Origin of the sequence: Streptomyces rimosus subsp. rimosus, from assembly GCF_000720725.1 — a bacterium.
Lineage (GTDB): Bacteria > Actinomycetota > Actinomycetes > Streptomycetales > Streptomycetaceae > Streptomyces > Streptomyces rimosus_A.
This window is the reverse complement of sequence record NZ_JOCQ01000011.1, coordinates 49,572-72,418: the sequence shown is the minus strand read 5'-3', so window position 1 is coordinate 72,418 and position 22,847 is coordinate 49,572. Positions and strand designations below refer to the sequence as shown.

Annotated in this window: 19 protein-coding genes and 1 pseudogene; 14 read left to right on the top strand and 6 right to left on the bottom strand. The window is 71.5% G+C overall.

The annotated features are described in order from the left end of the window. Window positions 1-310: 310 nt before the first annotated feature. Together IH45_RS0108525 and IH45_RS0108520 are read right to left on the bottom strand one after the other, a co-directional pair. Window positions 311-724: a hypothetical protein gene (locus IH45_RS0108525; protein ID WP_030663830.1), complete on the bottom strand. Its 414-nt coding sequence runs from the start codon at window positions 722-724 to the stop codon at window positions 311-313. Between the two features lie 208 nt (window positions 725-932). Continuing rightward, window positions 933-1,835: a LysR family transcriptional regulator gene (locus tag IH45_RS0108520; RefSeq protein WP_030663828.1), complete on the bottom strand. Its 903-nt coding sequence runs from the start codon at window positions 1,833-1,835 to the stop codon at window positions 933-935. Window positions 1,836-1,917: 82 nt separating this feature from the next. Between IH45_RS0108520 and IH45_RS0108515 the strand changes: the two genes are divergently transcribed. Further along, window positions 1,918-2,643, top strand: coding sequence for an SDR family oxidoreductase (locus IH45_RS0108515; protein ID WP_030663826.1), 726 nt, complete (start codon window positions 1,918-1,920; stop codon window positions 2,641-2,643). A 195-nt stretch (window positions 2,644-2,838) separates the two neighbouring features. After that, window positions 2,839-3,417 (top strand): annotated as a pseudogene (locus IH45_RS01000000143345) (dienelactone hydrolase family protein). An 874-nt stretch (window positions 3,418-4,291) separates the two neighbouring features. Here IH45_RS01000000143345 and IH45_RS1000000145115 read toward each other — a convergent pair. Beyond that, a complete protein-coding gene (locus IH45_RS1000000145115) occupies window positions 4,292-5,572 on the bottom strand; it encodes a BlaI/MecI/CopY family transcriptional regulator (protein WP_078897356.1) in 1,281 nt (426 codons plus the stop codon). Window positions 5,573-5,844: 272 nt separating this feature from the next. On the opposite strand from IH45_RS1000000145115, the gene IH45_RS0108500 reads away from it, so the two are divergent. The 3 genes from IH45_RS0108500 to IH45_RS0108490 all read left to right on the top strand — a co-directional run bounded on the left by IH45_RS0108500 (window position 5,845) and on the right by IH45_RS0108490 (window position 10,459). Then, window positions 5,845-7,227: a cytochrome P450 gene (locus IH45_RS0108500; protein WP_050514662.1), complete on the top strand. Its 1,383-nt coding sequence runs from the start codon at window positions 5,845-5,847 to the stop codon at window positions 7,225-7,227. 276 nt (window positions 7,228-7,503) lie between these two features. Further along, window positions 7,504-8,856, top strand: coding sequence for a cytochrome P450 family protein (locus tag IH45_RS0108495; RefSeq protein WP_030663820.1), 1,353 nt, complete (start codon window positions 7,504-7,506; stop codon window positions 8,854-8,856). A gap of 751 nt (window positions 8,857-9,607) precedes the next feature. After that, window positions 9,608-10,459: a chitosanase gene (locus IH45_RS0108490; protein ID WP_158812975.1), complete on the top strand. Its 852-nt coding sequence runs from the start codon at window positions 9,608-9,610 to the stop codon at window positions 10,457-10,459. A gap of 109 nt (window positions 10,460-10,568) precedes the next feature. Here the strand turns inward: IH45_RS0108490 and IH45_RS0108485 are convergent, their stop codons facing one another. Continuing rightward, window positions 10,569-11,288, bottom strand: a complete 720-nt coding sequence (locus tag IH45_RS0108485) for a hypothetical protein (protein WP_030663818.1) — start codon at window positions 11,286-11,288, stop codon at window positions 10,569-10,571. Window positions 11,289-11,737: 449 nt separating this feature from the next. Between IH45_RS0108485 and IH45_RS0108480 the strand changes: the two genes are divergently transcribed. From IH45_RS0108480 to IH45_RS0108460, 5 genes are all read left to right on the top strand, one after another. After that, the gene (locus tag IH45_RS0108480) at window positions 11,738-12,550 is read left to right on the top strand and encodes an SDR family NAD(P)-dependent oxidoreductase (RefSeq protein ID WP_030663817.1); all 813 of its coding nucleotides are present in this window, start codon (window positions 11,738-11,740) and stop codon (window positions 12,548-12,550) included. Window positions 12,551-13,023: 473 nt separating this feature from the next. After that, on the top strand, window positions 13,024-13,950 hold the full coding sequence (locus IH45_RS0108475) for an alpha/beta fold hydrolase (RefSeq protein ID WP_030663816.1): 927 nt from the start codon (window positions 13,024-13,026) through the stop codon (window positions 13,948-13,950). Beyond that, window positions 13,911-14,654, top strand: coding sequence for a MerR family transcriptional regulator (locus IH45_RS0108470; protein ID WP_030663815.1), 744 nt, complete (start codon window positions 13,911-13,913; stop codon window positions 14,652-14,654). Before IH45_RS0108475 ends, IH45_RS0108470 begins: the two co-directional genes overlap by 40 nt. 633 nt (window positions 14,655-15,287) lie before the next feature. Then, on the top strand, window positions 15,288-16,043 hold the full coding sequence (locus tag IH45_RS0108465) for a TetR/AcrR family transcriptional regulator (protein ID WP_050514648.1): 756 nt from the start codon (window positions 15,288-15,290) through the stop codon (window positions 16,041-16,043). 136 nt (window positions 16,044-16,179) lie between these two features. Further along, the gene (locus IH45_RS0108460) at window positions 16,180-17,589 is read left to right on the top strand and encodes an FAD-dependent oxidoreductase (RefSeq protein ID WP_030663808.1); all 1,410 of its coding nucleotides are present in this window, start codon (window positions 16,180-16,182) and stop codon (window positions 17,587-17,589) included. 155 nt (window positions 17,590-17,744) lie between these two features. Here IH45_RS0108460 and IH45_RS0108455 read toward each other — a convergent pair whose 3' ends face one another. Beyond that, complete coding sequence (locus tag IH45_RS0108455; RefSeq protein ID WP_030663805.1) at window positions 17,745-18,113, bottom strand: ArsR/SmtB family transcription factor; 369 nt, start codon at window positions 18,111-18,113, stop codon at window positions 17,745-17,747. Window positions 18,114-18,758: 645 nt separating this feature from the next. Between IH45_RS0108455 and IH45_RS1000000147760 the strand changes: the two genes are divergently transcribed. After that, complete coding sequence (locus IH45_RS1000000147760; protein WP_050514647.1) at window positions 18,759-19,550, top strand: hypothetical protein; 792 nt, start codon at window positions 18,759-18,761, stop codon at window positions 19,548-19,550. Between the two features lie 56 nt (window positions 19,551-19,606). Beyond that, window positions 19,607-19,936 carry a DUF6233 domain-containing protein gene (locus IH45_RS0108445; protein ID WP_030663801.1) on the top strand — a complete coding sequence of 110 codons (330 nt, stop codon included), beginning with the start codon at window positions 19,607-19,609 and terminating at the stop codon, window positions 19,934-19,936. A 101-nt stretch (window positions 19,937-20,037) separates the two neighbouring features. On the opposite strand, the gene IH45_RS0108440 is transcribed toward IH45_RS0108445, so the two are convergent. Beyond that, on the bottom strand, window positions 20,038-21,426 hold the full coding sequence (locus tag IH45_RS0108440) for a cytochrome P450 (RefSeq protein ID WP_030663799.1): 1,389 nt from the start codon (window positions 21,424-21,426) through the stop codon (window positions 20,038-20,040). Between the two features lie 398 nt (window positions 21,427-21,824). Here IH45_RS0108440 and IH45_RS0108435 point away from each other — a divergent pair, with 398 nt between their 5' ends. Beyond that, complete coding sequence (locus tag IH45_RS0108435; RefSeq protein WP_030663797.1) at window positions 21,825-22,148, top strand: hypothetical protein; 324 nt, start codon at window positions 21,825-21,827, stop codon at window positions 22,146-22,148. A 137-nt stretch (window positions 22,149-22,285) separates the two neighbouring features. Continuing rightward, window positions 22,286-22,582, top strand: a complete 297-nt coding sequence (locus IH45_RS0108430) for a hypothetical protein (RefSeq protein ID WP_030663795.1) — start codon at window positions 22,286-22,288, stop codon at window positions 22,580-22,582. The last annotated feature ends 265 nt before the right edge of the window (window positions 22,583-22,847 follow it).

Genomic DNA, 22,847 nt, shown 5'->3' with positions numbered 1-22,847 from the left:
TACGGATACGGTCTTTCCTGGGCGGGCAGGTGAAATCACCTGCCGTAGGCAGCCGAAAGACCATCGGCGTGTTACTCGGATCGAGGATTCCGCCGGTTCTGCGGGCGCAAGTTCTGCGGGCACAGGCACGATGCCGGGAAACCGCACCGCGGCCGCTCGGAAATCCTGCACGCGCGAGACCGGCTCCCCTGTACCCACCGGTCCGCGGGCATCGCGATCAGCACGGATGCCTGGAGGCCCGCCCTCGGCCGGAGGCGGCCCCCGGCCGAGGGATGGGATGGCGCCGGGGGCCGCCGGTCGGGCGGAGCGGTCAGCGGCCGTCGGCCGCGGAGCCCTTGGGAAGGTCGAAGGTCTGCGTGGTCTTCCCGTCGTGCTTGTAGACGACCTTGGTCGCGGCGTCCGCCTGCGCCGCGGGCTTCGGGAAGACCAGCGTGTACGTGCCGTTCGGATCCATCCGGCTCTGCACCGGGCCGGGCTTGTCGTGGTTCAGCACACCGGTGAAGCCGTGCTCGGGATCCTGGACGCTGACGCTGCCGGACTTGCCGTCCAGCTTCAGCGTTTCGCCGCTCTGAGCCTTGACCTCCTTGACGTGGCCGCCTCCGGGCGCGGCGAACGCCGTGCTCGTCGGGAGGGCGATGGCGGTACCGGTCACCGCGACGGCGAGGGCGGTACGCAGCGCGGTGCGCTCGGGCCGCCGAGCGTGCGGCATGGCCTGCGTGGTCATGTCTGCTCCTTCGGGACGTGAGGGGCGTCCGGATTGCGCCGGACTCGGTCCGGAAGGCGCTGGAATGCGCCTCTGCCGACGAGTGAGCCAGCCCCGTATTGCGGCCGTCCCGAGGGCCCGTATCAGCCGCCTCTCGATCGTTGCACGAGGCAGTTACACGGCTCCGGGCGCGGCGGAATCAGATGGTGGCGCGCTGTCGCCATCACTGTCACTGCGCGCGGTCGGGCGGTACCGGGCCGACGGGCGGAGGCTGCCCCGTGTCGCGGAGTTCGGCTGCCGAGCGGACGAGCGATGCGACCGCCAGGGAGCGACTGCCCGGCGGCCAGGCGATCACTGTGGTGACTTCCGGGGCGTCGACGACGGGCACCGCGACATGTTCGGGCCACTGCCAGGCACGGCTGGAGGCGGGGATGACGAGCAGCGTTCTGCCGAGTGCCACGAGCTGGGCGAGCTGCGACTGGGTGCGCACCTCCGGCCCGGGGCCGTCCGGGTAGGACCCGTCGAGCCGGGGCCATCGAGCGATCGGCAGGTCCGGCACGTCACGGACATCCGCCAGCGTGAGCCGCTCGCGTGTTGCGAGCGGATGCCCCGCGGGGAGGATCGCGACCTGGCCTTCGACGCAGAGGTCTTCGGTGTCGAATCCGGCGAGGTCGTCGAACGGGCGGTGCATGAGTGCCACGTCGGCATGCCCGTCGCGGAGCAGCCCCGCCTGCTCGCCGACCTCGCACAGGAGGACCTCGACCGGTGGCGCACCGGGTTCGCTCGCAAGCGCGTCGAGGAGCCGCCGCAGCAGCTCGTGGGATGCCCCGGCCTTCGTCACGAGCACCAGCGGCCGCTTCGGGTTCCCCGCATGCCGCGTCCGGCGTGCGGCGGCCGCGATCGCGTCGAGGGCCGCGCCGGCTTCCCGAAGCAGCACTCTGCCGGCATCGGTGAGCGCCACCCCACGGCGGTCCCGGTCGAGGAGCTGGACACCGAGCCGCTGCTCCAGCCGGCGGATCGCGCGCGAGAGCGGCGGCTGTGCGATCCCGAGCCGGCCGGCGGCGCGTCCGAAGTGCAACTCCTCGGCGACGGCGAGGAAGTACCGCAGTTCACGGGTCTCCAGATCGTCCACGTGGGCAGCCTACCTACTGATACCCGCCGAGTATCACAGCCCACCGATCCGATATTGGACGGCGACGCACGGCCCGCCGAGCATGGATCGGGTGAACAACACGAAGACCGCGCTGGTCACCGGCGCGAACAAGGGAATCGGTCTCGCCATCGCACAGGGTCTCGGAGCGATCGGCTTCACGGTCGCAGTGGGGGCTCGCGACGACGCCAGGCGCGAGGAGGCCGTCGGGCAGCTGCGGGCCGCGGGCGTCGACGCGTTCGGGGTCGCGCTCGACGTCACCTCCGACACCAGCGTCGCCGCGGCGGCAGCGACCATCGAGCGGACGGCGGGACGGCTCGACGTGCTCGTCAACAACGCGGGCATCTCCGGCCGGACCGACGGTGGCGCGCAGGATCCGACCACGCTCGACCTCGATGTCGTCCGCGCCGTGCTGGACACCAACGTGTTCGGGGTGGTCCGGGTGACGAACGCGATGCTTCCGCTGCTCAGCCGCGCGAACGCGCCGCGCATCGTCAACATGTCGAGCAACATGGGCTCGCTGACGTTGCGGACCGGCCCGGTCATGGCCGCGTACGCGCCGTCGAAGTCCATGCTCAACAGCGTCACGGCCCAGTACGCCCGCCGGCTCGCCGATACGCCTGTCATCGTGAACGCCTGCTGCCCCGGCTACGTGGCGACCGATTTCACCGGCTTCAACGCGCCGCGGACCCCCGAGCAGGGTGCCGCGATCGCCATCCGGCTCGCCACCCTGCCGGACGACGGACCACGCGGCGGCTTCTTCGACGACGAGGGCGTCGTCCCCTGGTGATGGTGATCCGCTGCGCGTCGCTGCGGCGTGCCATCGGGAGCAGCCCGTGGCTCGGTTGGGGCGCGGCCCTGTCATCGCGGTCAGCCGCTGATGCGGAGAGACCTCGATTCAGCACCGGCTGCGCATGGGTGTCAGTGCTGTGGGTCATACTCGTGCCGCGGTGCCGCCCGGCTACCGCAACACGAGGGGAGCAGCATGGCTGAGGTGCTGGTTTTCCATCACGGGCACGGGTTGACCGCCGGCATCCGCGAGTTCGCCGAGTAGCTGCGACGGGCCGGACACACCGTCCACGTCCCCGACCTGTTCGACGGGCAGATATTCGAGAACCTCGATGAAGGCGTCGGCTACGCCGAGAGTGTCGGTTTCGACAAGGTGATCGCTCGCGGAACCGGCGCCGCCGAAGGGCTGCCTGCGGGACTCGTCCACCTCGGGTTCTCGCTCGGCGTCCTGCCGGCACAGAAGCTGGCCCAGACCCGTCCCGGCGCGAAGGGTGCGCTGTTGCTCGAAGCGTGCCTCCCGGTCTCGGAGTTCGCCGGGGCATGGCCCCAGGATGTCCCCGTACAGGTCCACGGCATGGACGGGGATCCGTTCTTCGCCGGGGAGGGCGATGTGGACGCGGCCCGCGCGCTCGTCGAAACGGCGCTGGATGCCGAGCTGTTCCTCTACCCCGGCGACCGGCACCTGTTCACCGACAGCAGCCTGCCGTCGTACGACGAGCACGCCGCAACGCAGGTCACCCGCCGGGTGCTCGGCTTCCTCGACCGCATTGAATAGATCGAACAGGGAGTGCGGGGTGCCACCCAGGAAGCGGGTGGCACCCCGGACGGGCCGCGGGCGCCAGGGGGTGTTCCGGCGTCCGTTCCTGGGCGGCGGAGAACAAGAAGTCTCCGGCGCGCCGGTTTTCCAGCCCGCCACCCGGCGTGGGGGGCCAACCCTGGTCGGGAGTACAGGAATTCGGTCATCGCCACCGTGGCGCCGCCGCCGTGGCGGAGATCATGGCGGGGACAGCCCGCTCGCATGTGTGCACATGAGGAAACCCTTCACTGCGCATCGGAACGCGGAGGCGAGAGAAGCAAGCACCGTCATTCAGGCTGGGCCATCCCCTGCGTGGTCCAGTCGTATATTCCGGCGCAGGCCGCGGTCGGTCACGGATTTTCTGGAGTGCAGGTCGTGGGTGGCCGCCCCTTCCCGCGGAGGGGCGGCCACCGGCCTTCGGAGTGTTCTGCTGCGCATGGCGCGGATTGCCCGCAACAGCGCGCCGGCTGTTGCCGGGCCCGGCGCCCGGAGCAGTTGCCCCGGAACTCCGGAACTGACGCGTGGCGTCGCGTCAGCTGCGGCTCCCAGGAGCCGAGCAGTGTCCCGATGTCATTGCGGTCCCCCTGAGATCCGGCCGGCTCACGCGGGCCGGGCCTTGGTCGATCGGGCGCCGACCGGGTCCGGGTCGACGTTCACGGCGCCACCTCGCAGGCTGGACGGGCGTGGAGCGTGCCTCGCCCGGCCCCGTTCCGGCTGGGCTGTGTGCGGGGTGGCCGGGACCATCATTGCTGGTCCGGAGCGCTCATGCCACGGAATGGAACACGGCTTTCCCGTTCGACGACGGCGCGTAGTAATCCTGGTTGCCGTGCGCGCCACCGCGTCAGAGGTACCGTCAGTCGTCGACGACGTCGCCCTCGATGACCCAGGTGGCATGCTGCAGCGGACTGCCCGGATGCGCCTCGGTCAGCACCTGGGCCCGGGTGACGCGTCCTTCGCCGCGCGGGTCGAAGAACGGCCGCGGCTCGCTGCTGACGGCGGTGTCGCCGTGTTCCCGGATCCATTTCGCAACGCTTCGGTAGGAGGCGTAGAGACCGGGACTCTTCTCGATTTCGTGCAGGACGTACTGCAGCTCGGGGTGGTCCCGGTTTTCCTGGTACACCGCCGCGAAGTGAGCCAGCGCGAGGGTGCGCCAGTGCCGGTCGTACGCTTCCATGTCGCCGGCGCCCAGGAGCCGGGCGGCATTCGGATGCCGAAGCATGTACAGGACGCCGTTCTCCAGCGGCATGGCCCCGGGAAACACGGGGATGTGCGGCCCTGGCGAGAAGAGCTCGCGATAGGCCTGGTTGTAGTACACGACGCGCCATCCGATGCCGTACAGGACAGAGGGGCGCTTGATGCTGTCCAGGTAGGCCCGGTAGGCGGGCAGGTCCGGGGAGAGTTGGGGGGCGACAACTTTCCTGGACGGAGCGACGCGCCCGGCGAGCCGGAAGATGGCAGCGCTGATGTCGTCCGGCGTCTCCAGGGCCTCGACCAGTTCCCCCAGCATCTCCGAGGGCAGCCCGGCCGCCCGCGCCATGCGGTTCGCGACCGTCTTCTCGTGGATCCCGATACGGTTCGCGACCGCGCGTTTGGTGGTCCCGCGAGCCTTCATCTGGAGTTCGAGCAAGCCGCTGATCAGTACGTTCGGGTCATTGTGACGCTCACCGCGCCGCCCCCTTCCGCCAGCGGCCGGGGGCAGGAGGAGCTGCTCCTGCGGCGTCGGCCGCTCACTTGCCGACGGCTCCTCCTGCCGGGCGGCGGGGCGTGCGCGCACGGAGGCGAGGGCGTGCTCGACGCAGCCCAGCTCCCCCTCGGTCATCTCCGACAGGAAGTGCCGCATGGCGGCGTCGGGGTCGGGAGCACGTTTCCACGCCTGCGCCATCCGGTCCCCCGCTCGCGCCTCCGGGGCGTATACGGGACGGTAGCCGTCGAGCCGGCCACCAGCATTCTCCACGGCTCCTTTGCCCTTGAGGTTCTGCACCACCGTGGCCACCGTGGTGTAGGCATAGGGCTTCTCGCCGCCGAGGGCACGAGACTCGTTGATCTCTCTCCATAAGTCGCGAATTCGCACAGATTCACCGGACTTGAGCCACATATGGCCAAGAATGTCGTCTTCTTGCTCGGTGAGGTCCATGGAGGCAGCGTAATCGCGCGGAGCAGCCCGTTCCGCTTCGCGCTCCTCGCGCGCCACCCCTTACCCGACGCCCCCGCACGTCCCCTCCCACTTGCACTGATGCAGCAATCAACGAGCCCTCGTCCACGACTCCCGGCCACGCCGCTCCCACGGTGTGGACTCCCGCATTCCCTTTCCGCGTTGTCGCGGCGCACTATGGGCAGACTTGATCAACGACCTGCCCGGACCTCGGTGCTCAGCGCCGCCGACAGCAAAGGACACCCGACGTGGCCATGGACACCGCCTCCTCCGTCGCAACGAGACCGATACCCCGCGTGCCGGGCGCCCTGCCCCTCCTTGGGCACGCGCCGACTCTCATCCGCGATCCCTTCGGCTTCTTCCTGTCGCTGCGGGACCACGCCGACGACCGCGGCCTGGTCCGGATCCAGCTCGGCTCGATGCCCGTCTACATGGCCACCACACCCGAGCGGCTGCACGAGGTCCTGGTGGACAAGGGCCGGTGGTTCGAGAAGGGCCGGTTCTTCCAGCGGCTCAAGCGACTGGCCGGCGAGGGGCTGAGCACCGCGGACGGGGAGCTGCACAAGCGCAACCGCCGCTTCCTCGCACCCCTTTTCGGCCCGAAGCGCATCGCGGACTACTCCCTGATCATGAGCCGCAACGCCCGGCGCCTGTCGGATTCCTGGCAGCCGGGTCAGCAGGTGGACATCTACAAGGAGTCCGCCGGTTACTCGATCGACTCCATTGCCATGTCGCTGTTCAGCACGGACGTCGGAACACCGGCGGTGGAAACGATCCGTACCGAGCTGCCGGTGCTGTTGGACATGCTCCTCAAGCGCGCTGCCTCACCGAAGATCCTGGATCGCCTGCCGGTGCGCTACAACCGCGTCTTCGACCGGGCGTCCGCGCGGTTGACCGAGGTGATCGACCAGGTCATCACCACCGCACACGCCGGCGGCCACGCCGAGGAGCACGACGACCTCCTCGCACAGCTGCTGCGGGCGCAGGTCCACGACGACGTTCCGGTCCGCCTCAGCGACGTCCAGATCCGCGACGAGGTGGCCACGCTGCTCTTCGCCGGGGCCGAGACCACGGCCTCGACCCTGGCCTGGGCCTGGCACTACCTGGCGCACCACCCCGAGGTCGACCGGCAGGTGGTGGCCGAGGTCCTGGAGGTCGTCGGCCCCGACCGCCCGGTGACCATCGAAGACGTCCCCCGGCTGACCCTGATCCGCCGGGTGCTGGACGAGGTGATCCGCCTGCACGGTGTCACATTCCTGATGCGCCGCAGCATCGCGCCGGTGACCCTCGCCGATGTCACGCTGCCCGCGGGCACCGAGGTGGCGTTCAGCATGTACGCCGTCCACCGCGATCCGGAGGCTTTCGAGGACCCCCATACGTTCAACCCGGACCGGTGGCTGAACCCCGGGACCAAGCGGTCGTTCATGCCCTTCGGCGGCGGCAACCGCAAATGCATCGGCGATCAATTCGCCCTGGCCGAGACCACCATCGCCATCGCGGAGGTACTGCGCGACTGGCGCATGACCCCCGTCAGCGGCCACACCCCGCGGCAGGTGATCTCCGCTGTCGCCCGGCCCGACCGGGTTCCCATGACGGTGCAGCCGCGCAACCCCACACCCAGTCGGCCGGGCCGCTGAACAGCCCGGAAGTCCGCCCCGCCGCCGGCCGCCACCGAAGGCGGACAGCTTCCTGACCGTACTCCCCCCATCGTCATCGGCCCTGGCCGGCCGGCTCCGACTCAGCTGATCACGCGTCCGGTTGAACGGTAGGCTGCTGACAATGCTGATCATCACGCCCTGTGTGTCGTCGCACAGGGCGTGATGTGTCCCAGCACCGGGGGGGAGCCGGAAGCCACAGCGCGAAACGGCGGGCTGGGCAGCAGGGGCCCGCTCGTATTGCCGCTGGGAGGCACCATGACGTATCCAGACCCCCGTTCCCCGTCCGCACCGGCACCGCCTCCCGGCTGTCCTGCGCACGACCGGAGCGCCGGCGGTCCCTGGCAGCGGATCTACGGCCCCGACGCCGAGCCCCTGGGCCCGGTGCTGGAACAGCTGCGCAGGCAGTACGGGGACGTCGCGCCGGTCCTCGTTCCCGGCGACATCCCGGCCTATCTGGTCCTGGGCTACAACGCGATACGCGATGTCATGCAGAGCAACTCCCGCGTGGTCTGCGACTCCCGCCGCGGCCGCGTCTACCAGGACGGCCGGATCCCGGCGGACCACCCCCTGGCGCCGATGACCGCGTACCAGCCGATCGTGGCGTTCGAGGACGGCGTGCCCCACGCGCGGCTGCGCAGCGCCGTGGTCGACAGCCTGGACTTCAACCGGCACTCCCTGCGCCGTTACATCGGCCGGTACGCCAACCGTCTCATCGACTGCGTCGCCTCCCGCGGCACCGCCGACCTGGTCACCGAGTACGCCGCGCAGCTGCCGGCCCTCGTGATGGCCTGGATGTACGGCATGCCCGAGGAGGAGAGCCCCGCCCTGGTGACCGCGGTGCGGGATCTGACCAGCGGCAACGAGCGGGCCGCCGAGGGCAATGCGTTCGTCACCCGCACCATGGAGGAGCTCGTCCGGCGCAGGCGGGCCGGTGAGGGCGTCGCCAACACCGTCGGCGGCCGGGACTTCGTCAGCCGGCTCCTGGACCACGAGGCGGGCCTCAGCGAGCAGGAGGTCGTCGAGCACCTGCGTATGATCTTCGTCGCCGGCTACACGCCGACGGTCGCGCTGATCGCGAACACCCTGCTGGTGCTCTTGACGCAGCGTCAGTTCAGCCATGACCTGACCAGTGGCCAGATGACGCTGCCCGAGGCCCTGGAGCGGGTGCTGTGGGACCTCCCGCCGATCGGACTGTTGCCCACCCGCTGGGCGGCCGGCGACATGACCATCGCGGGCCAGCAGATCAAGGCCGGCGACATGATCATCCTGGGGATCGAGGCGGCCAACGCGGACCCCGCCGCCCGCGAGCCCGGACGCCCGGTCGTCCACAACTCGGGTCACCTCGCCTTCTCCACCGGCCCCCACGAGTGCCCCGGCCGCGACATCGGACAGGCCATCGCCGAGACGGGCATCGACATCCTGCTGAGCACGCTCAGGGACCTGGAGCTGGCGGTGCCCGAGGCAGAGCTGCAGTGGCAGTCGGCCTGGGTCTCCCGCCGCCTGCTCTCCCTGCCCGTGACGTTCACTCCGCCACGGCCGAAGGAAGTGCGCGCTCCGCAGCCGGAGGCCGTCGGCGCGGCCTTGGGCACGTCCGTCGGCACTCCCTGACGGTGGATCGTATCGGGCCGGTAGCCACGCCTCGCGCAGGACGGCCGGGCGTGGACGCACGCGGACGCGCCGCCGGCAGCACCGCGCGGGGCGGCCCGACCGTCCAGCACGTACGGAGCCGCCGGCGTCGAGCACGCTGTACGTCGAGAACACGGCGTTCGTGAGCCTGCGGCCGGGCCGGCGAATTCCCGGTCCGGCCGCAGCCGACATGCGCCCTGACGGGCCTGGGGCGTGTGCGCATGGCGGCTCGGCTTGCGGGCGTCAAGAGCGCGCTCCCGAGATGACACCCGCATGGGTCAGGCGATCCCCCGCACCGCCCCATTGCTCCCACTCGTACGTGATCCGACACAGGGATGCATCCGGCAAACAGCGCGGAGAGGGTGGGCACGGCACTCAAGACGATGCGACAGCCAGACTCCACCCAGCTGTACGCCGAGAAGCGCACCACGCCTGCCGACGTCGCGGCACAGCGGCGCGAGCTGGGCCAGAGGGGCTTCGCAGCTTTCGCCGACAGATGGGGGGCAGCAACGTCGAGACCGGCTTCCAGTCGCCAGGGTGGCCGGGGCCGTGCCCGGCCGGTTTGCGGGCGGCATCGACCGGTCTTTCCGACCGAGCCGAGGTCATACGTGCACAGGCTCAGGCTCTCGCTTCCGCCGCCCGCCACCACCGCTCGTGGTCAACAAACCACCGTTAGGATCTCGGTGGGAGGATCATCTTGCACACCCGCATCCGCCATCGACGCATGCTTCGCATGCTCCGCACTGCTGCGCTGGCCCTGGTCGTCGCCGCCGGAGCAACCGCTTGCGGTGCCGATCGGTCCGGCACGCCGGACATCGGCACGAGTCCTGGGCAGCCGGGTGCCACCGCCTCCGCGGGCGGCCACGCCCTCACGGCAGACCAGCGGCGCCGGGCGGACCAGCTGGTCAGCGTGTTCGAGAACGGCACGCCGGAGATCCAGTACGGCTACGCCGAGAATCTGCACGACGGACGGGGCATCACCGCCGGCCGGGCCGGCTTCACGACCGGGGACGGTGACGCGCTGAAGGTGATCCGCGCCTACACCCGGCAGGTCCCCGGCAACCCGCTGGCCCGCTTCGTACCCGCGCTGGAACGGCAGGCGAACGAGGAGGCGGACGCCGGCGGCCTACCCGAGGCCGACTACATCGCTGCCTGGAAGCAGGCGGCGCAGGACGACCGGTTCCGGCACGTCCAGGATCAGCAGGTCGACGACCGTTACTACAAGCCCGCGAGGGACCAGGCCGACCGGCTCGGCCTGAGCACCGCTCTGGCCCGCGCCGAACTGTATGACGCCGCCATCCAGCACGGCACCGGCAGCGACGCCGACGCCCTGCCGGCGCTCATCGAGCGCACCACCGACAAGGTCGGCGCTCCGTCCAAGGCCGGGGAGAAGGAGTGGCTCGACGCGTTCTTCGACGTACGGACCGATGATCTGACCCACCCGAAGAACCCGGACACCGCCCAGGAGTGGCGCGACTCGGTGGACCGGGTCGGCGCCGTCCGCCGTATCGCCCGCGGCGGCAACTACGAGCTCGACGGGCCCTTCACGATCACAGCATTCGGCTCACGGCACACCATTCGCTGAGGTCCCGCCCCCGCGACTGCGGCGCCTGGCTCGCCCGCCACCTGCTCCAGCCCCCCACACACTCACGGTCGTCCGTTGCAGCGGTGGCCGCTGCCGATTCGAGGGCATTTCAACGCTGTTCGCGCCCCACTCCTTCGGCGGCTGCGAGCCTCAGGCTGCAGCCGTGAGCCTGTGCTGATCGTCTGACGAAGTGTGTGAGTCCCGCCTGTTGGGCGGCGGCATCGGGTTGGGTGAAGGTTCCGGAGGTGCGCAGCGTCTCCGCCGTATAAAAGGCCGTACCGCCTTGCTTCGGGCAGGACACCGAGGTCCAGTACAGGCCGTCTGAGCTGCCTGCCGGTGTGGTGAAGGTGCCCCCTCGAACCGAAGTATCCACACGTCCGTGCTGTACGAAGGGGCCGTAGTAGGCAGCCAGCCGGAATGACGGCTCGCCCTTCTCGTCGAGGACAAAGCAGTCTTCCATGGGGGCGAGCGGATCGGCGACGCTCTCAAGCACAGGAGCGTTGATTCCCGTACATGTCCCGGTGGCTTTCCCCCTCGGCGTCATCGATATCAATGGCGGGACATTGGGAACCCGGTTGATCTCCTGTCCGGGGGGCGCCTTGCAGCCGGCCTGCTCGGCGGCCTGCACGGCGGTCTGCGTGGCGATGCGCGCGAACCGGGCCCGTCGCTCATCGCGCTTCCTGGCGCCCTTGTTCCGGGACTGGGCCCGCAGGTTGACGACAAGGTCATCAGCCGCCTTGTCGCCGCACGCCATGACGATGGTTGCCCTGTCGTCCGGGGTGGAGAAGTTGCCGAACACGCCGCGCCAGCCGTTGCCGATGGGCGACACGAATGCCGTGGCGGCACTCCGGTGCCGCCCGCCAACCATTGAGCACCCACGCAGGACAAGCAGCAGGGAATCTGCCCGTGGTGCCGTCGCGGGAAGGGGAGCGCGGTCGGAAGAGCGTGCGTCCGGCGTGTCAGAAGGGCGTCAGGGAGACCGAGTACCGCTTGAACCCACACGCTCCGCCTTCTTCAATGGGGGTGTGAACAGCCATCTACGCCATGACGACCGGCCGCCGCATACGGCGCTGCCCGGCTCGGTGTGCTGCTCGCTGTCAGGGCGGTAGCCCCTCTCCCCACTGACGTTACGGCTGCGCTCACGGCTCGGCCCCGCGTCGTTTCCCTTCGCAGCGGCTCGTCGGCGCGCATACCGCTCCCGATGTCCGCTCTCTGCTCGCACGGCAGCGCCCCGCCCAGCGGAGCACCGCCGCACTTTCCTTCCCGGAGTGGATTCTCATGTCTTTCGCTGTCTCGCCTGCCTCCAGGTCTGTGCTGGTCACCGGCGCCACCACCGGCATCGGCTGGGAGACCGCCCGGCTGCTCGCCGCCCGGGGCGATACGGTCATCGTGCACGCTCCGGACCAGGCATCCGGTGACGACGCCATCGCCCGCCTGGTGGCCGCAGGCGCCAACGTCCTGAAGCTGCGCCTGGCCGTCGCCGACTTCAGCCGCCTCAATGAGGTACGGGCCATGGCCGCCCGCGTCGCCGACGAGCACCCCGCCCTCGATGTCCTCGTCAACAACGCCGCCGTCGCCGCCCCCGAACGCCGCACGATGACCGACGACGGCAACGAACTGGCCCTTCAGGTCAACTTCCTGGCGGCCTACCTCCTCACCCACGAACTTCGCGGGCCGCTCAGCGCCCGCCCGGGCAGCCGCGTGATCAACGTGTCCTCCTCCACCCACCGCACCGCCTCCATCACCTGGAACGACCCCCACCGCGCCAAGCGGTACTCCCGGCTCGCCGCCTACGCCCAGTCCCAGCTCGCCTTGACCATCTTCGCCCGGGCCGAGGCGCCGTGGACCTCTGTCAGCGTGCACCCCGGTGTGTGCGACACCGCCCTGCTCCCTCTGTACGCGCACGAAGGCGACCCCGCCACCGAGGGCGCCGAACGCGTGGCGCGCCTGTGCGACCCGGCCACCGAACTCGTTCCCGGTGCCTACTACGACCGCACCGCGCTCTCCCCGGCCGCTCCGGTCGCCATGGAAGACCGCACGGTCCGCCGACTGTGCAAACTCGCCGACCAACTGGTCGCGCAAACGCCCTGATCCCGCACTCCTGCACCGCGAAGAAGCAACGAACGCCCATATCCGAACACGCCCGGCGCAAAAGTAGGGCCACCCACGGCACCGAGGCCTGCGCCTGACAGCAGGCCACCGGCCTCCACGGGCGGTGCGGCGCGAGACCGTGCTGCACCGCCCGCTTCCCCACATCCCCCGGAGTGATCGGTGCCCATCTCGTCCCTTCGACGCCTCACCCCGGCCTTCGGCCCGCGGGGCTCCTGATTCCTCGCCGGCCGCCCAGGCTTGGGCTTCCTTCCCCGAACGCGCCGCCCTCACCGGCAATGGACGCTGGTGGAGCGACAGACATCACCGCCCAAGGCCGCATCCCGAGCTGGGTTTGCTCCCACGACACCCCGAGCCGCCACCTCGCCGCGAAGTCCGGGCTCCCGCGCCACATGGCCGTCGGGGCAGACAACGACTTGACGTTGACCCTGCGTCAGGCTTGCACCATCGATCTCATGCACACCTCACACCCGGCCCCCCTGGGCCACTTCCACGATGTCGGGGGACGGCGCCTGCTCCTCCACCGCTCGGGCACCGGAGGCCCGGCCGTCGTCTTTCTGCCCGGTGCCGGCGCGGTCGGCCTGGACTACCTCAACGTCCACGAGCGGGTTGCCGCTTTCACCACCTCCGTCCTCTACGACCGCGCCGGTACGGGATGGAGCGGCCCGGCAGCTCTGCCGCGCACCGCCGCCGAGGTCGCCACCGAGCTGCGCCTGCTGCTGCACGCGGCCGACGTCCCCGGTCCGTACGTGCTCGTCGGGCACTCCCTTGGCGGCGCCTACGCGCGCCGCTTCGCGCAACTGTTTCCCGACGAGGTGGCGGGTTTCGTCTACCTCGACTCCTTTCACGAGGACTGGGACCGTTACCTGCCGCACCTCAGGTCCCAGAAGGTCCCGGGCACGCCGGTACTGCGGCTGGTGCGCCTCCTCTCGCGCGGCTACTACCGGCGCATGTTCGCGTCGTGGCCGCAGCAGGTGTGCGAGCCGCTCATCGAGCGGCACCTCGACCTGGCATGGCTGCGGGCCGGCGCGCAGGAGCGCAGCGATCAGCCGCGGCTGCGCGACGAACTGCGGGCCGGGGGCAGCCTCCCCGACGTACCACTGATCGCGCTCACCGCGCTGGGCACCGACCCGGCGATGCGCCTGCTCATGTCCAAGCGGGCCCTGAGGCAGATGGCGCAGGACAAGTGCCGGCTCTACGAAGCCCTGGCGGCCTCGGTGAGGCACGGCGAGCACCGCGCCCTCGACCGGGCCCGGCACAGTACGATCCACCTCGACTGCCCGGACGCCGTCACCGAAGCCGTCCATGACCTGTGGCAGCGCGTGTACGGAAAGGGCGGTTCATGCTCACCATCGGCCAGCTCGCCGCCCACGCGGGCGTGACGGTGCGCGCCGTGCGGCACTACCATCAGCGCGGCCTGCTGTCCGAACCCGCACGCGACGCCTCCGGCTACCGCCGCTACGACGCCCAGGCCGTGGTGGATCTGATCCGCATCAAAACCCTGGCCGACGCCGGCGTGCCGCTGGCCCGTGTCGAGGAGCTCCTCGCCGCCCGGCCCGAGGAGTTCGCCGAAGCCGTCGCCGAGATCGACCGGACACTGGTGGAAAGGATCCGCGATCTCACCCACCACCGCCGCAACATAGCCCAACTGGCTGCCGGTGACGCCCTGTTCCTGCCGGCCGAGATCATCGACATCCTTGAGCGCGTACGCGCCCTCGGCATCAGCGAGCGGCTGATTCGTATCGAGCGCGACGTCTGGATCATGCTCGTAGCGCTGTCACCGCGGTCGGTACCCCAATGGGTCGCCGAGAAGAACGCGGCCCTGGCCGACCCCGACTTCCGCGCTCTCTACCGGGCCTGTGACGAGGCCCTCGACCGCGCCCCCGACGACCCCCGGCTCGTCGAGCTCGCCACCGCCATCGCTGCCTGGGACGCCCGCCACCCGGAGCGCGGACAAGCCCAACCCGCAGCGCTCACCCTGATGTACTCCCATGTCACCGGCTCCTCCCCGGCCTGGCAACGCCTCATGGAATTGCTGTCCGCCGGAGCCCGGGACCGTCCCGCCGAGACGACCGGAACAGCGTGAAGCCCCTGTCCTGAGTGGTGCCGCCCTGGATCTGAAGTGAGCCTCTCAGACAGACAGCGAGGCTGCCGTCCAGAGTGAGGACAGCGGCCTCGCTCGGCTCCCACGCTCCGACATCGGCATCGTCCGCCTGGAGCGGGTGGGGCGGGGCGATCCGAACGATCAATGGCCGGCGGCTCGTTGCAGGTGATCACGATCGGTGCGTTCGCCTCCGCCCGTGCGCGACGGAGAGGAGTCCCAGCTCGTACGTGGCGCGGCCAGACCATCGGCAGCCGGGGAGCGGTCGGCACCGCCGCGCAGAAAGCAGGAACAGAAAGCAGGAACCGTCTCGCTCAGCCTGTCGCGGCACATGGCGGTACGCATGGACCAGCAGCAATGCGCGGCGCACCGCTGCCTGCGGTTTGCAGGATCGCAGGATCCACCCAAAGGGCGAGCACAGAGCGACAACCCCACCCCTGCGATCTGCAAAGGTGCGGGTCTCAGGCGCGTCACCGACACCACAGCCGCCCGGGTCGGACGATCCCCCGCGTCGCCCGACCCAGGCAGCTCGACCGGAGTCCTGGCCGCGTCGGGGCGGACATCCGGAGACCTGCTGAGTATATTGGCTCTCAGCCAGTCAACGCAGGAGTTAACAGCATGTCCCCCCGCAGCCCCTCGGTCAATGAAGAGTTGCGGCGGCGTTCCCGGGAGCGCTTGTTGCAGGCGACCGTCGAGCTGGTGGACGAGCGCGGGTACGAGGCGACGACGCTCGGGGACATCGCCTGCCGTGCCGGTTCGGCGCGCGGGCTGATCTCGTACTACTTCCCGGGCAAGCGGCAGCTGTTGCAGTCGGCCGTGCACCGGCTGATGCACCACTCGCTGCAAGCGGCGCTGGAGCGCGAACCCGTTCCGGCGGGTGAGGATGCGGGCCGGGAGCGGCTGGCGCGGGCGATCGACGCGATTCTGGGGCTGGCGCAGGAGCGTCCGCTGCTGATGCGTACGCATATGGCCGGAATTCTGACGGCGGAAGGTTTCATCCAGTGCCCCGAGCAGCAGCGGCTGGCGTTCCTGCTGCGTGACACGGTCGAGCGGTACGGCTCGAAGGACGCGGACACGGACTACCGGCTGCTGCGGGCGTTGCTGATGGGGTCGGTGGTGGCGGTGCTGCTGCCCGGGGCACCCATGCCGGCCGCGCGGTTGCGGGCCGAGCTGTTCCAGCGGTACGGCCTCGACTGGGAGCTGGGGGTGCCGCCGAGCGAGGGCCCGGATGCGCCGCTGGAGGGCCCGCCCCCGCTGCTGACGCCGGCACCGGAGGGGCCCACGCCCTTGCCCGAACCGTCACCGCTGCCCGAACCCTCACCGCTGCCCGAACAGTCACCGACAGCCGATTCGCCTGCCGCCGCGGAAGGGTAGGGCCGGGGCAGGCCTCACCCGCCCGATGTCCCCGGCGCCGGCCCCATGCATGCCTGTCCGCCAACCTCGGCAGCACACCTCCCGCGCATCCCACGCCAGTGCGATTCTGGAAGTACTCCGCGGGAAGGGGCCTTCCGTGCTTCGTGTCGCAGTGATCGGGTCGGGACCCAGTGGCGTCTACACCGCTCAGGCGCTGGTCGGGCAGGAAGCCGTGCCGGACGTCGAGGTGTATGTGCTCGACCGGCTGCCGTGCCCGTACGGGCTGGTCCGCTACGGGGTCGCGCCCGACCACGAGAAGATCAAGTCGTTGCAGCACAACCTCCGTACGGTGCTGGAGCATCCGCGCGTGCACTTCCTGGGCAATGTCGACGTGGGAGCCGGCGGGCTGGACCCGCGGGAGCTGCGGCGGCTGTTCCACGCGGTGGTGTACTGCGTGGGGGCCGCCACCGACCGGCATCTGGGCATCCCGGGCGAGGGCCTGCCCGGCAGCCACTCCGCCACCGGCTTCGTCTCCTGGTACAGCGCGCACCCGGACGCGGCGGACGGCCGCTTCCCGCTGGCCGCGCGCTCCGCGGTGGTGATCGGCGTGGGCAACGTCGCGGTGGACGTGGCGCGGGTCCTCGCCCGCGGCGCGGACGAACTGGCGCGTACGGACGTGCCGCAGGCGGCGCTCGGCGCGCTCGCGGAGAGCCGGGTCGAGGACGTGTGGATGGTGGGGCGGCGGGGGCCGTCGCAGGCCAAGTTCACCACCAAGGAGCTGCGGGAACTGGGCACGCTGCCGGGTGCGGACGTGGCCGTACGGCCCGAGGAGCTGGCGCTGGACCCGGCGTACCACGATTCCGCGGGGCTGCCCGCGGTGAACCGGCGCAACGTGGACGTGCTGCGCGACTGGGCCGGGAAGACGGACGGGGCGGGAGATGCGGGAAGGGCGGGAAGAGAGACGGAAAGGGCGCCGGGCGCGGTGCAAGCCAAGCGCCGCCGGATTCATCTGCGGTTCTTCCTCCGGCCCGTCGAGATCATCGGCGATCGGGGGTCGGGGGTGCGCGGGGTGCGGTTCGAGCGGACCGTGCCGGACGGATCGGGCGGGGTCACCGGCACGGGGCAGTACGAGGAGATCGCGGCGCAGCTGGTGCTGCGCTCGGTCGGGTACAAGGGGGCGCCGCAGCCGGGCCTGCCGTTCGACGCGGCGACCGGCACGGTGCCGCACGCGGAGGGGCGGGTGCTGCGGGACGGTGTGCCCTTCCCCGGCGAGTACGTGGCGGGGTGGATCAAGCGCGGCCCGACCGGGGTGATCGGCACCAACCGGCCGTGTGCGAAGCAGACCGCGGCCGCGTTGCTGGCGGACGCGGACACGCTGGCGCGCGAGCCGCTGCCGGACGATCCGGTGGCCGGGCTGCGGCGGGCGGGGCAGCAGCCGGTGCGCTGGCCGGGCTGGCTGCGCATCGAGGCGGCGGAGGCGGCGCTCGGCCGCGAGCTGGGGCGGACGACCGTGAAGATCGCCGACTGGCCGGGGCTGCTGGTGGCGGCCGCGGACGGGGAGCGCTGAGCGGGCCGGGACAGGGAGCGCTGAGCGGGCCCGGACAGGCGAGGGGGCGACGCAACCGTACGCGGTCGTACGGGACCGCACGACCTCGAACGAGACCGCACGACCTCGTACGCACCGGGAAGAAAGGCAGCGGGCGGGGCCGCGGGGGCGGACGGTCAGTCGTCCAGTCGCCCGTCCTGGAGTTCCGCCGCCTCCAGGACCCGTTCGAGCAGGCCGGGGAAGAGCGCGTCCAGGTCGGCGCGGCGCAGCACGTTCATCTTGGCCGTACCGCGGTAGATCTGGCTGATGACGCCGTGTTCGCGCAGCACCCGGTAGTGGTGCGTACAGGTGGACTTGCTGACCGGCAGCTCGATGCCGGCGCAGGACAGTTCCCCCTGGGCCGCCGCGAGACAGCGCACGATCCGCAGCCGCATCGGGTCGGCCAGCGCGTGCAGCACGTCTTCGAGGCGGATCGCCGTGACGTCCGGGTGGTCCAGGACACGGGCACCGGGCCGGTCGGCCGAGGGCGTCGTGGTGGTCGGCATGGCGGCTCCTGGAAGTCGGCTCCGGACGGACGGTTCTCAGCCGGGGATCGCTGGGGGTTCCCGGACGGGGATCTTCATTGTACGAGGAACGTCGTAATTTGACATCTTCCCAGGACGGAGGCGGTGGACCGGCCCGTGGCCGGGCGGATCCTCCGGGCCGGCGGGCTGACGCGCGTTCAGCTGCCGCCGTACGGCTGACATGTACGCGGCCCGGTGGGGCACCCGTGGCGAAGGGGTGAACTGCCCGGCGCTGCCGGGCCTCGGGAGCCGTTCGGGGGAACGAGTGAGCAACGAACGAGGCACGACTGATCACGACCGCCGAACCGCGACGCCGTCGCCGGTTCCCGCCGGAGGCCCGATGACTCACAGGACCCGCCCGTGACCGGCGCGTGGTGGCCCCTTCCGCGCCGGGCACGGGCCACCCTGCCGGGCCCCGAACGGCGCCTCACCCGTCGTCGGCTCACCCGTCGGCAGCCCTCCCGCCGGCGGCTGTCCCGTACAGAGCTTTCTCGGACAGAGCTTTCCCGTGCACAGCTTTCTCGTACGCAGCCTTCGTATACGCAGCCTTCACCTACGCAGCCCTCGCCTACGCAGCTCTCCCGTACGCGCTCGCCTCACCCGCAGCGGCGGCTGCCCGACCGCCCGATGCCGCGCCCCCCGGCCTCCGGCCACCCGGCCGCCGCACCGGGCGACCGGGCGGCGCACACCCCCGCGCCGAGCCCGGCCACCCGCGTCGGACGGTTTCTCCTCGCACAGTGGCACCGCGTCGCCGGCCCCACGTGGGCCGCACTCCGGCGTCGCCGCCTGGCCGCCGTACCGCTCACCACGGCCTCCGTGCTCCTCGTGATCACCTGCCATGCTCTCGCCCTGACGGACACCGGCTCGCGGCTGGTCTGGGCGCTCGGCGGAGTGCGGGCGGACGTCCCGTTCTGGCTGGTGCTGCCGCGGCTGCCGCTGTCGCTCTTCGCGCCCGCGCCCGGACTGCCGTGGTGGGGTGCCCTCGCCCAGGTGATCGTGATCTTCGGGGTGGCCGAGTGCGTCCTCGGTACGGTGCGCACGGCGACCGTCTCCCTGGTCGTCACGGCGGCGGCGACGCTGTTCGCCCGCCTCGTGCTCACCCTCGGACCCGGCCACCCGCTGGCGGTTCCCCCCGACGAGGCAATGCTGGCCGACACAGGGCCGTCCGCCGCCGTCGTGGGCCTGCTGATCTGTGTCGGCTGGGCCTGCCGCGCCCCTCTGCTGATCTACGGCACGGTGCTGACCTTCTCCCTGGAATGCGCCCTGACCTCCACCCTCTCCAGCCGCGCCCACCTGGGCGGCATCGCTGCCGCGCTCCTGTGCGCCGCCGTGGTCTGCCGCGCTCCGGTTCGCGCGACCACTCCCTCTCCAGCGGCCACCCCTTCCTCCGCCGCCGCCCCGAGCGGGCGTGACGCCTGACCCCGCGACCCGAGCCCGTACGAACGGGGGCACCCCGGAAGGCTAGACTCGAACACGTGAGCGAACTGCCCCCTGACCTGCCGCGCCTCCGCACCTTGGAGACGTGGCTGCGCCTGCAGCTCACGGCGGTCCGGGCCCGTATCCAGTTCCTCGAACAGCAGGAGCGGGACCGTCCCGCTCCGGTCCGGCCACCTCGGCCCGACTGGCTGCTGGAGACCGAGCGGCTCGGCGGCCGCAACGGGCGTCCCGTTCGCGTCCATGTGGGCGGGTGCGGCCAGGCGCGCGGCCGGGCCATCAGCCGTGAGCAGGCGGTGGACGCCCTCGGACAGGGCGTGGAGGCGTGCTACGGCTGCCGTCCGGACACGGAACTGGGCATTCTGGGCTGATGGGTCCGGGCGGAAGGCTGATTGCCTTGCCGGACGGCCCCGGACGAGCCTGTGCAACCCCGGACGCCCCCGGTCCGCTTCGCCCGCCCCCGGTCACGCCATTACGGACGCGGCCGAGCGCGCAGCGTGGCGATGAGCGGCACGGCCGGCTGGATGACCAGGCCCATCCGGTGGGGCGCTTCCTTCGGTGTGACGTCCAGGTGAAAGCGCTGCGCCACGGAGGCGATGAGCAGAACCGCCTCCACCTGGGCGAACCGGGCGCCGATACAGGCGCGAGTGCCGCCGCCGAACGGGAACCAGGCGTGTTCGGGGATGACATCGGGAGCGTCGGCGTCCCAGCGTTCGGGGCGGAACGCCGTGGGGTCGGGGAACCAGCGCGGGTCACGGTGGGCCGTCCACTGGCTGCACCACACCGTCGTACCGACGGGAATGGCGTGGCCGCCCAGGGCGACACCCTCCTTGGTCACCACGGCGGGGACGAGCCAGACCGGCGGATACAACCGCAGGCTCTCCTTGACGATCTGCCGGGTCCAGACCAGTTGTTCGTAGTCCTCGGCGGTGGGCGGACGGCCGCCCAGGACGCGGTCGAGCTCTTCGTCCAGCCGGGCCCGCGCCTCGGGTGACCGGGACAGCAGGTACCAGGTCCACGTCAACGCGGTGGAGGTCGTCTCGTGTCCGGCCGCCCAGAGCGTCACCGCCTCGTCGCGGACCTCTTCGGCGGACAGCGGGCGGCCCTCCTCGTCCCGCGCCGCGAGCAGCCGGGTCAGCAGGTCGCCGTCGCGGCCGGACCCGTCGTCCGCGCCGGCGCCGCCCCCGGCGTCCGCTCCGGCCCGCCGCGCGTCGATGAGCCGCCGCATCTCGGCGTCGATGGTGGCGACGGCGCCGAGATGACGCCGGCGGTAGGGCAGGGGCACCCAGTCCGGGAGGAAGAGAGGGAGGCCCCGGATCTCGGTGGCGATCGCGTTTTCGGCCGTCGCCATCGCCGCGCCGACGGCGCGGGTCCGGTCCCCGAGATCGTTGCCGAACAGCGTACGGAGCACGACGCGCTGGGTGATCAGCGTCATCTCCCGCAGCAGGTCGAAGCGGTCACCGTCGCGCCAGCCGTCGGCCGCCCCGAGGGCGCTGTCGACCATGACCCGGGCGAAGCGGCGGACCTGGCGCGGGCGGACGGCCGGCTGGACCATGCCGCGCTTGCGGCGCCACTCGGGCCCCGCGGCGAGCAGGATGCTGTTGCCGACGAGTCGCGGCAGGGCCCAGCCGATGCGCAGGACGTCGCAGGCGCCGTCCCGGAACCCGAGGAAATCGGCGATGTGCTGCGGGTGGGAGAGGAACAGGCTGCGCCGCGGGCCCAGGGACCAGGTCACGGCGTCGCCGAACTCGTCCCGCAGCCGGGTCAGGAACGCCAGCGGGTCCTTGCCGAAGGCGGGCAGGTTTCCGAGCCACGGCAGGCCGCGCGGGCCGGGTACGGGGCGGAGCGGGACGGTCTGCACGGGCACGGTTCCTCCGGACGTGGCGAGGCGGGGAGACCCGGCGGCTCCTCGGCGTCGGGGCCGGGCGTGAACCTGCTGCCGCCGGGCCCTGTGCGCAGCGCGACGCGCGCGGGCCGACGCCTGGATCTTTTCCCCCGGGCGCATGTCACCGACACCCGCGGGGCCACACCTCACTCCTATCGGAGGATGTGTCCGGTGCCGGTGGTGGGCGCACCCCCGGAGCGGCGAGGGAACGGGCACGCCCTCCGGACCCCGGAAGGCCCTGACGCGGCGCGCAGGCGTTGGAAACTCACCCGTTCGACGACATGCGCACACAGTAATCGAATGGCTACTCTTTGCGCATGAGTCATGGGGGACGCCGCTTGGACCACGGGGGACGCCCAAGGCGCCGGTCCCGGGTGCGGGCCGGCGTCCTGATGCTGGTCGCCGTGCTGATCGTGCTGTGCGGTGCGGCGCCCGCGGCCTTCGAACCACCTTCGGGGCAGTCCGAGGTCACCGCCGCGTCGGCCGAACTCGCCGCCGACGACAGCGTTCCGCAGGCGGCCGGCCCCCGGGCAGCCAGGGCCGCACGTACGGACCGCTCCCCCACGGCGCAGGTTCTCACCCCGTCGCTGCCGCACCGCCCCGGGCGTACCGGCCTCCTCGCCCGCCGGGCCGAGCCGCGTCCGGGCGTGCGCAACGACGCCAATGCCCGCGCGCACCACACCGTGCTGCGCTGCTGACCGCGCCACGTTCCCGCCATGCTCCGAAGCCGCCGGTCCGTACGGATCCGGCCGACGCGGCGTTTCCTGACGCCGCGCTCCGGAGAGGCGCGAACGCTCCCGCACACCGCAGCAGCGACCAGCAGGAGAGGTGCGTCATGCCCATCGATCCCCAACGCGCGCTGGAAGGTTACCTGCGCGCCCTCACGTACGACGCGGACGACTCCGGACCGGCCCCCGGGCCCGGCCGCCCCGCGACCACCGCCAAGGCCGAGCCCGAGCCCGAGCCCGCGCTCGCCGGGGACAAGGCTCCCGCCCCCGGAGCCGCCCCGGCCAAGGCACCCGTCCCCGCCCCGGAGCAGGTACCGACCGCCACACGCCCGGCCGGACTCCTGCTCCGGCTGCTCTCCCTGCGCCGTGGCCCGGCGGCTGCCGAGAGGACGCGGCGGGCCTGAGCCGGGCACGAGCGCCCGGCCCGATGCGTCGGGGCGTCCCGCCGTCGTACCGGTGCCTCTCCGGGGGCGCCGGTGCACCCTTCCGGGTGGCGGCGGGCCGCCCCGCCCCGTGGGGCACCGCGAATCCGGCCGCGCTGATGCCAGGCTGTCCCAGGTGCCGGGCGGCGGTCGCGCGCCGGCCCGGCGCGCGCGTGCGTCGCGGTACGTGTCGGCGTCCCCGTGCCGGTTCCGGCGCGGGCCGGGCGGAGGTTGCTGGTGGTCCAGG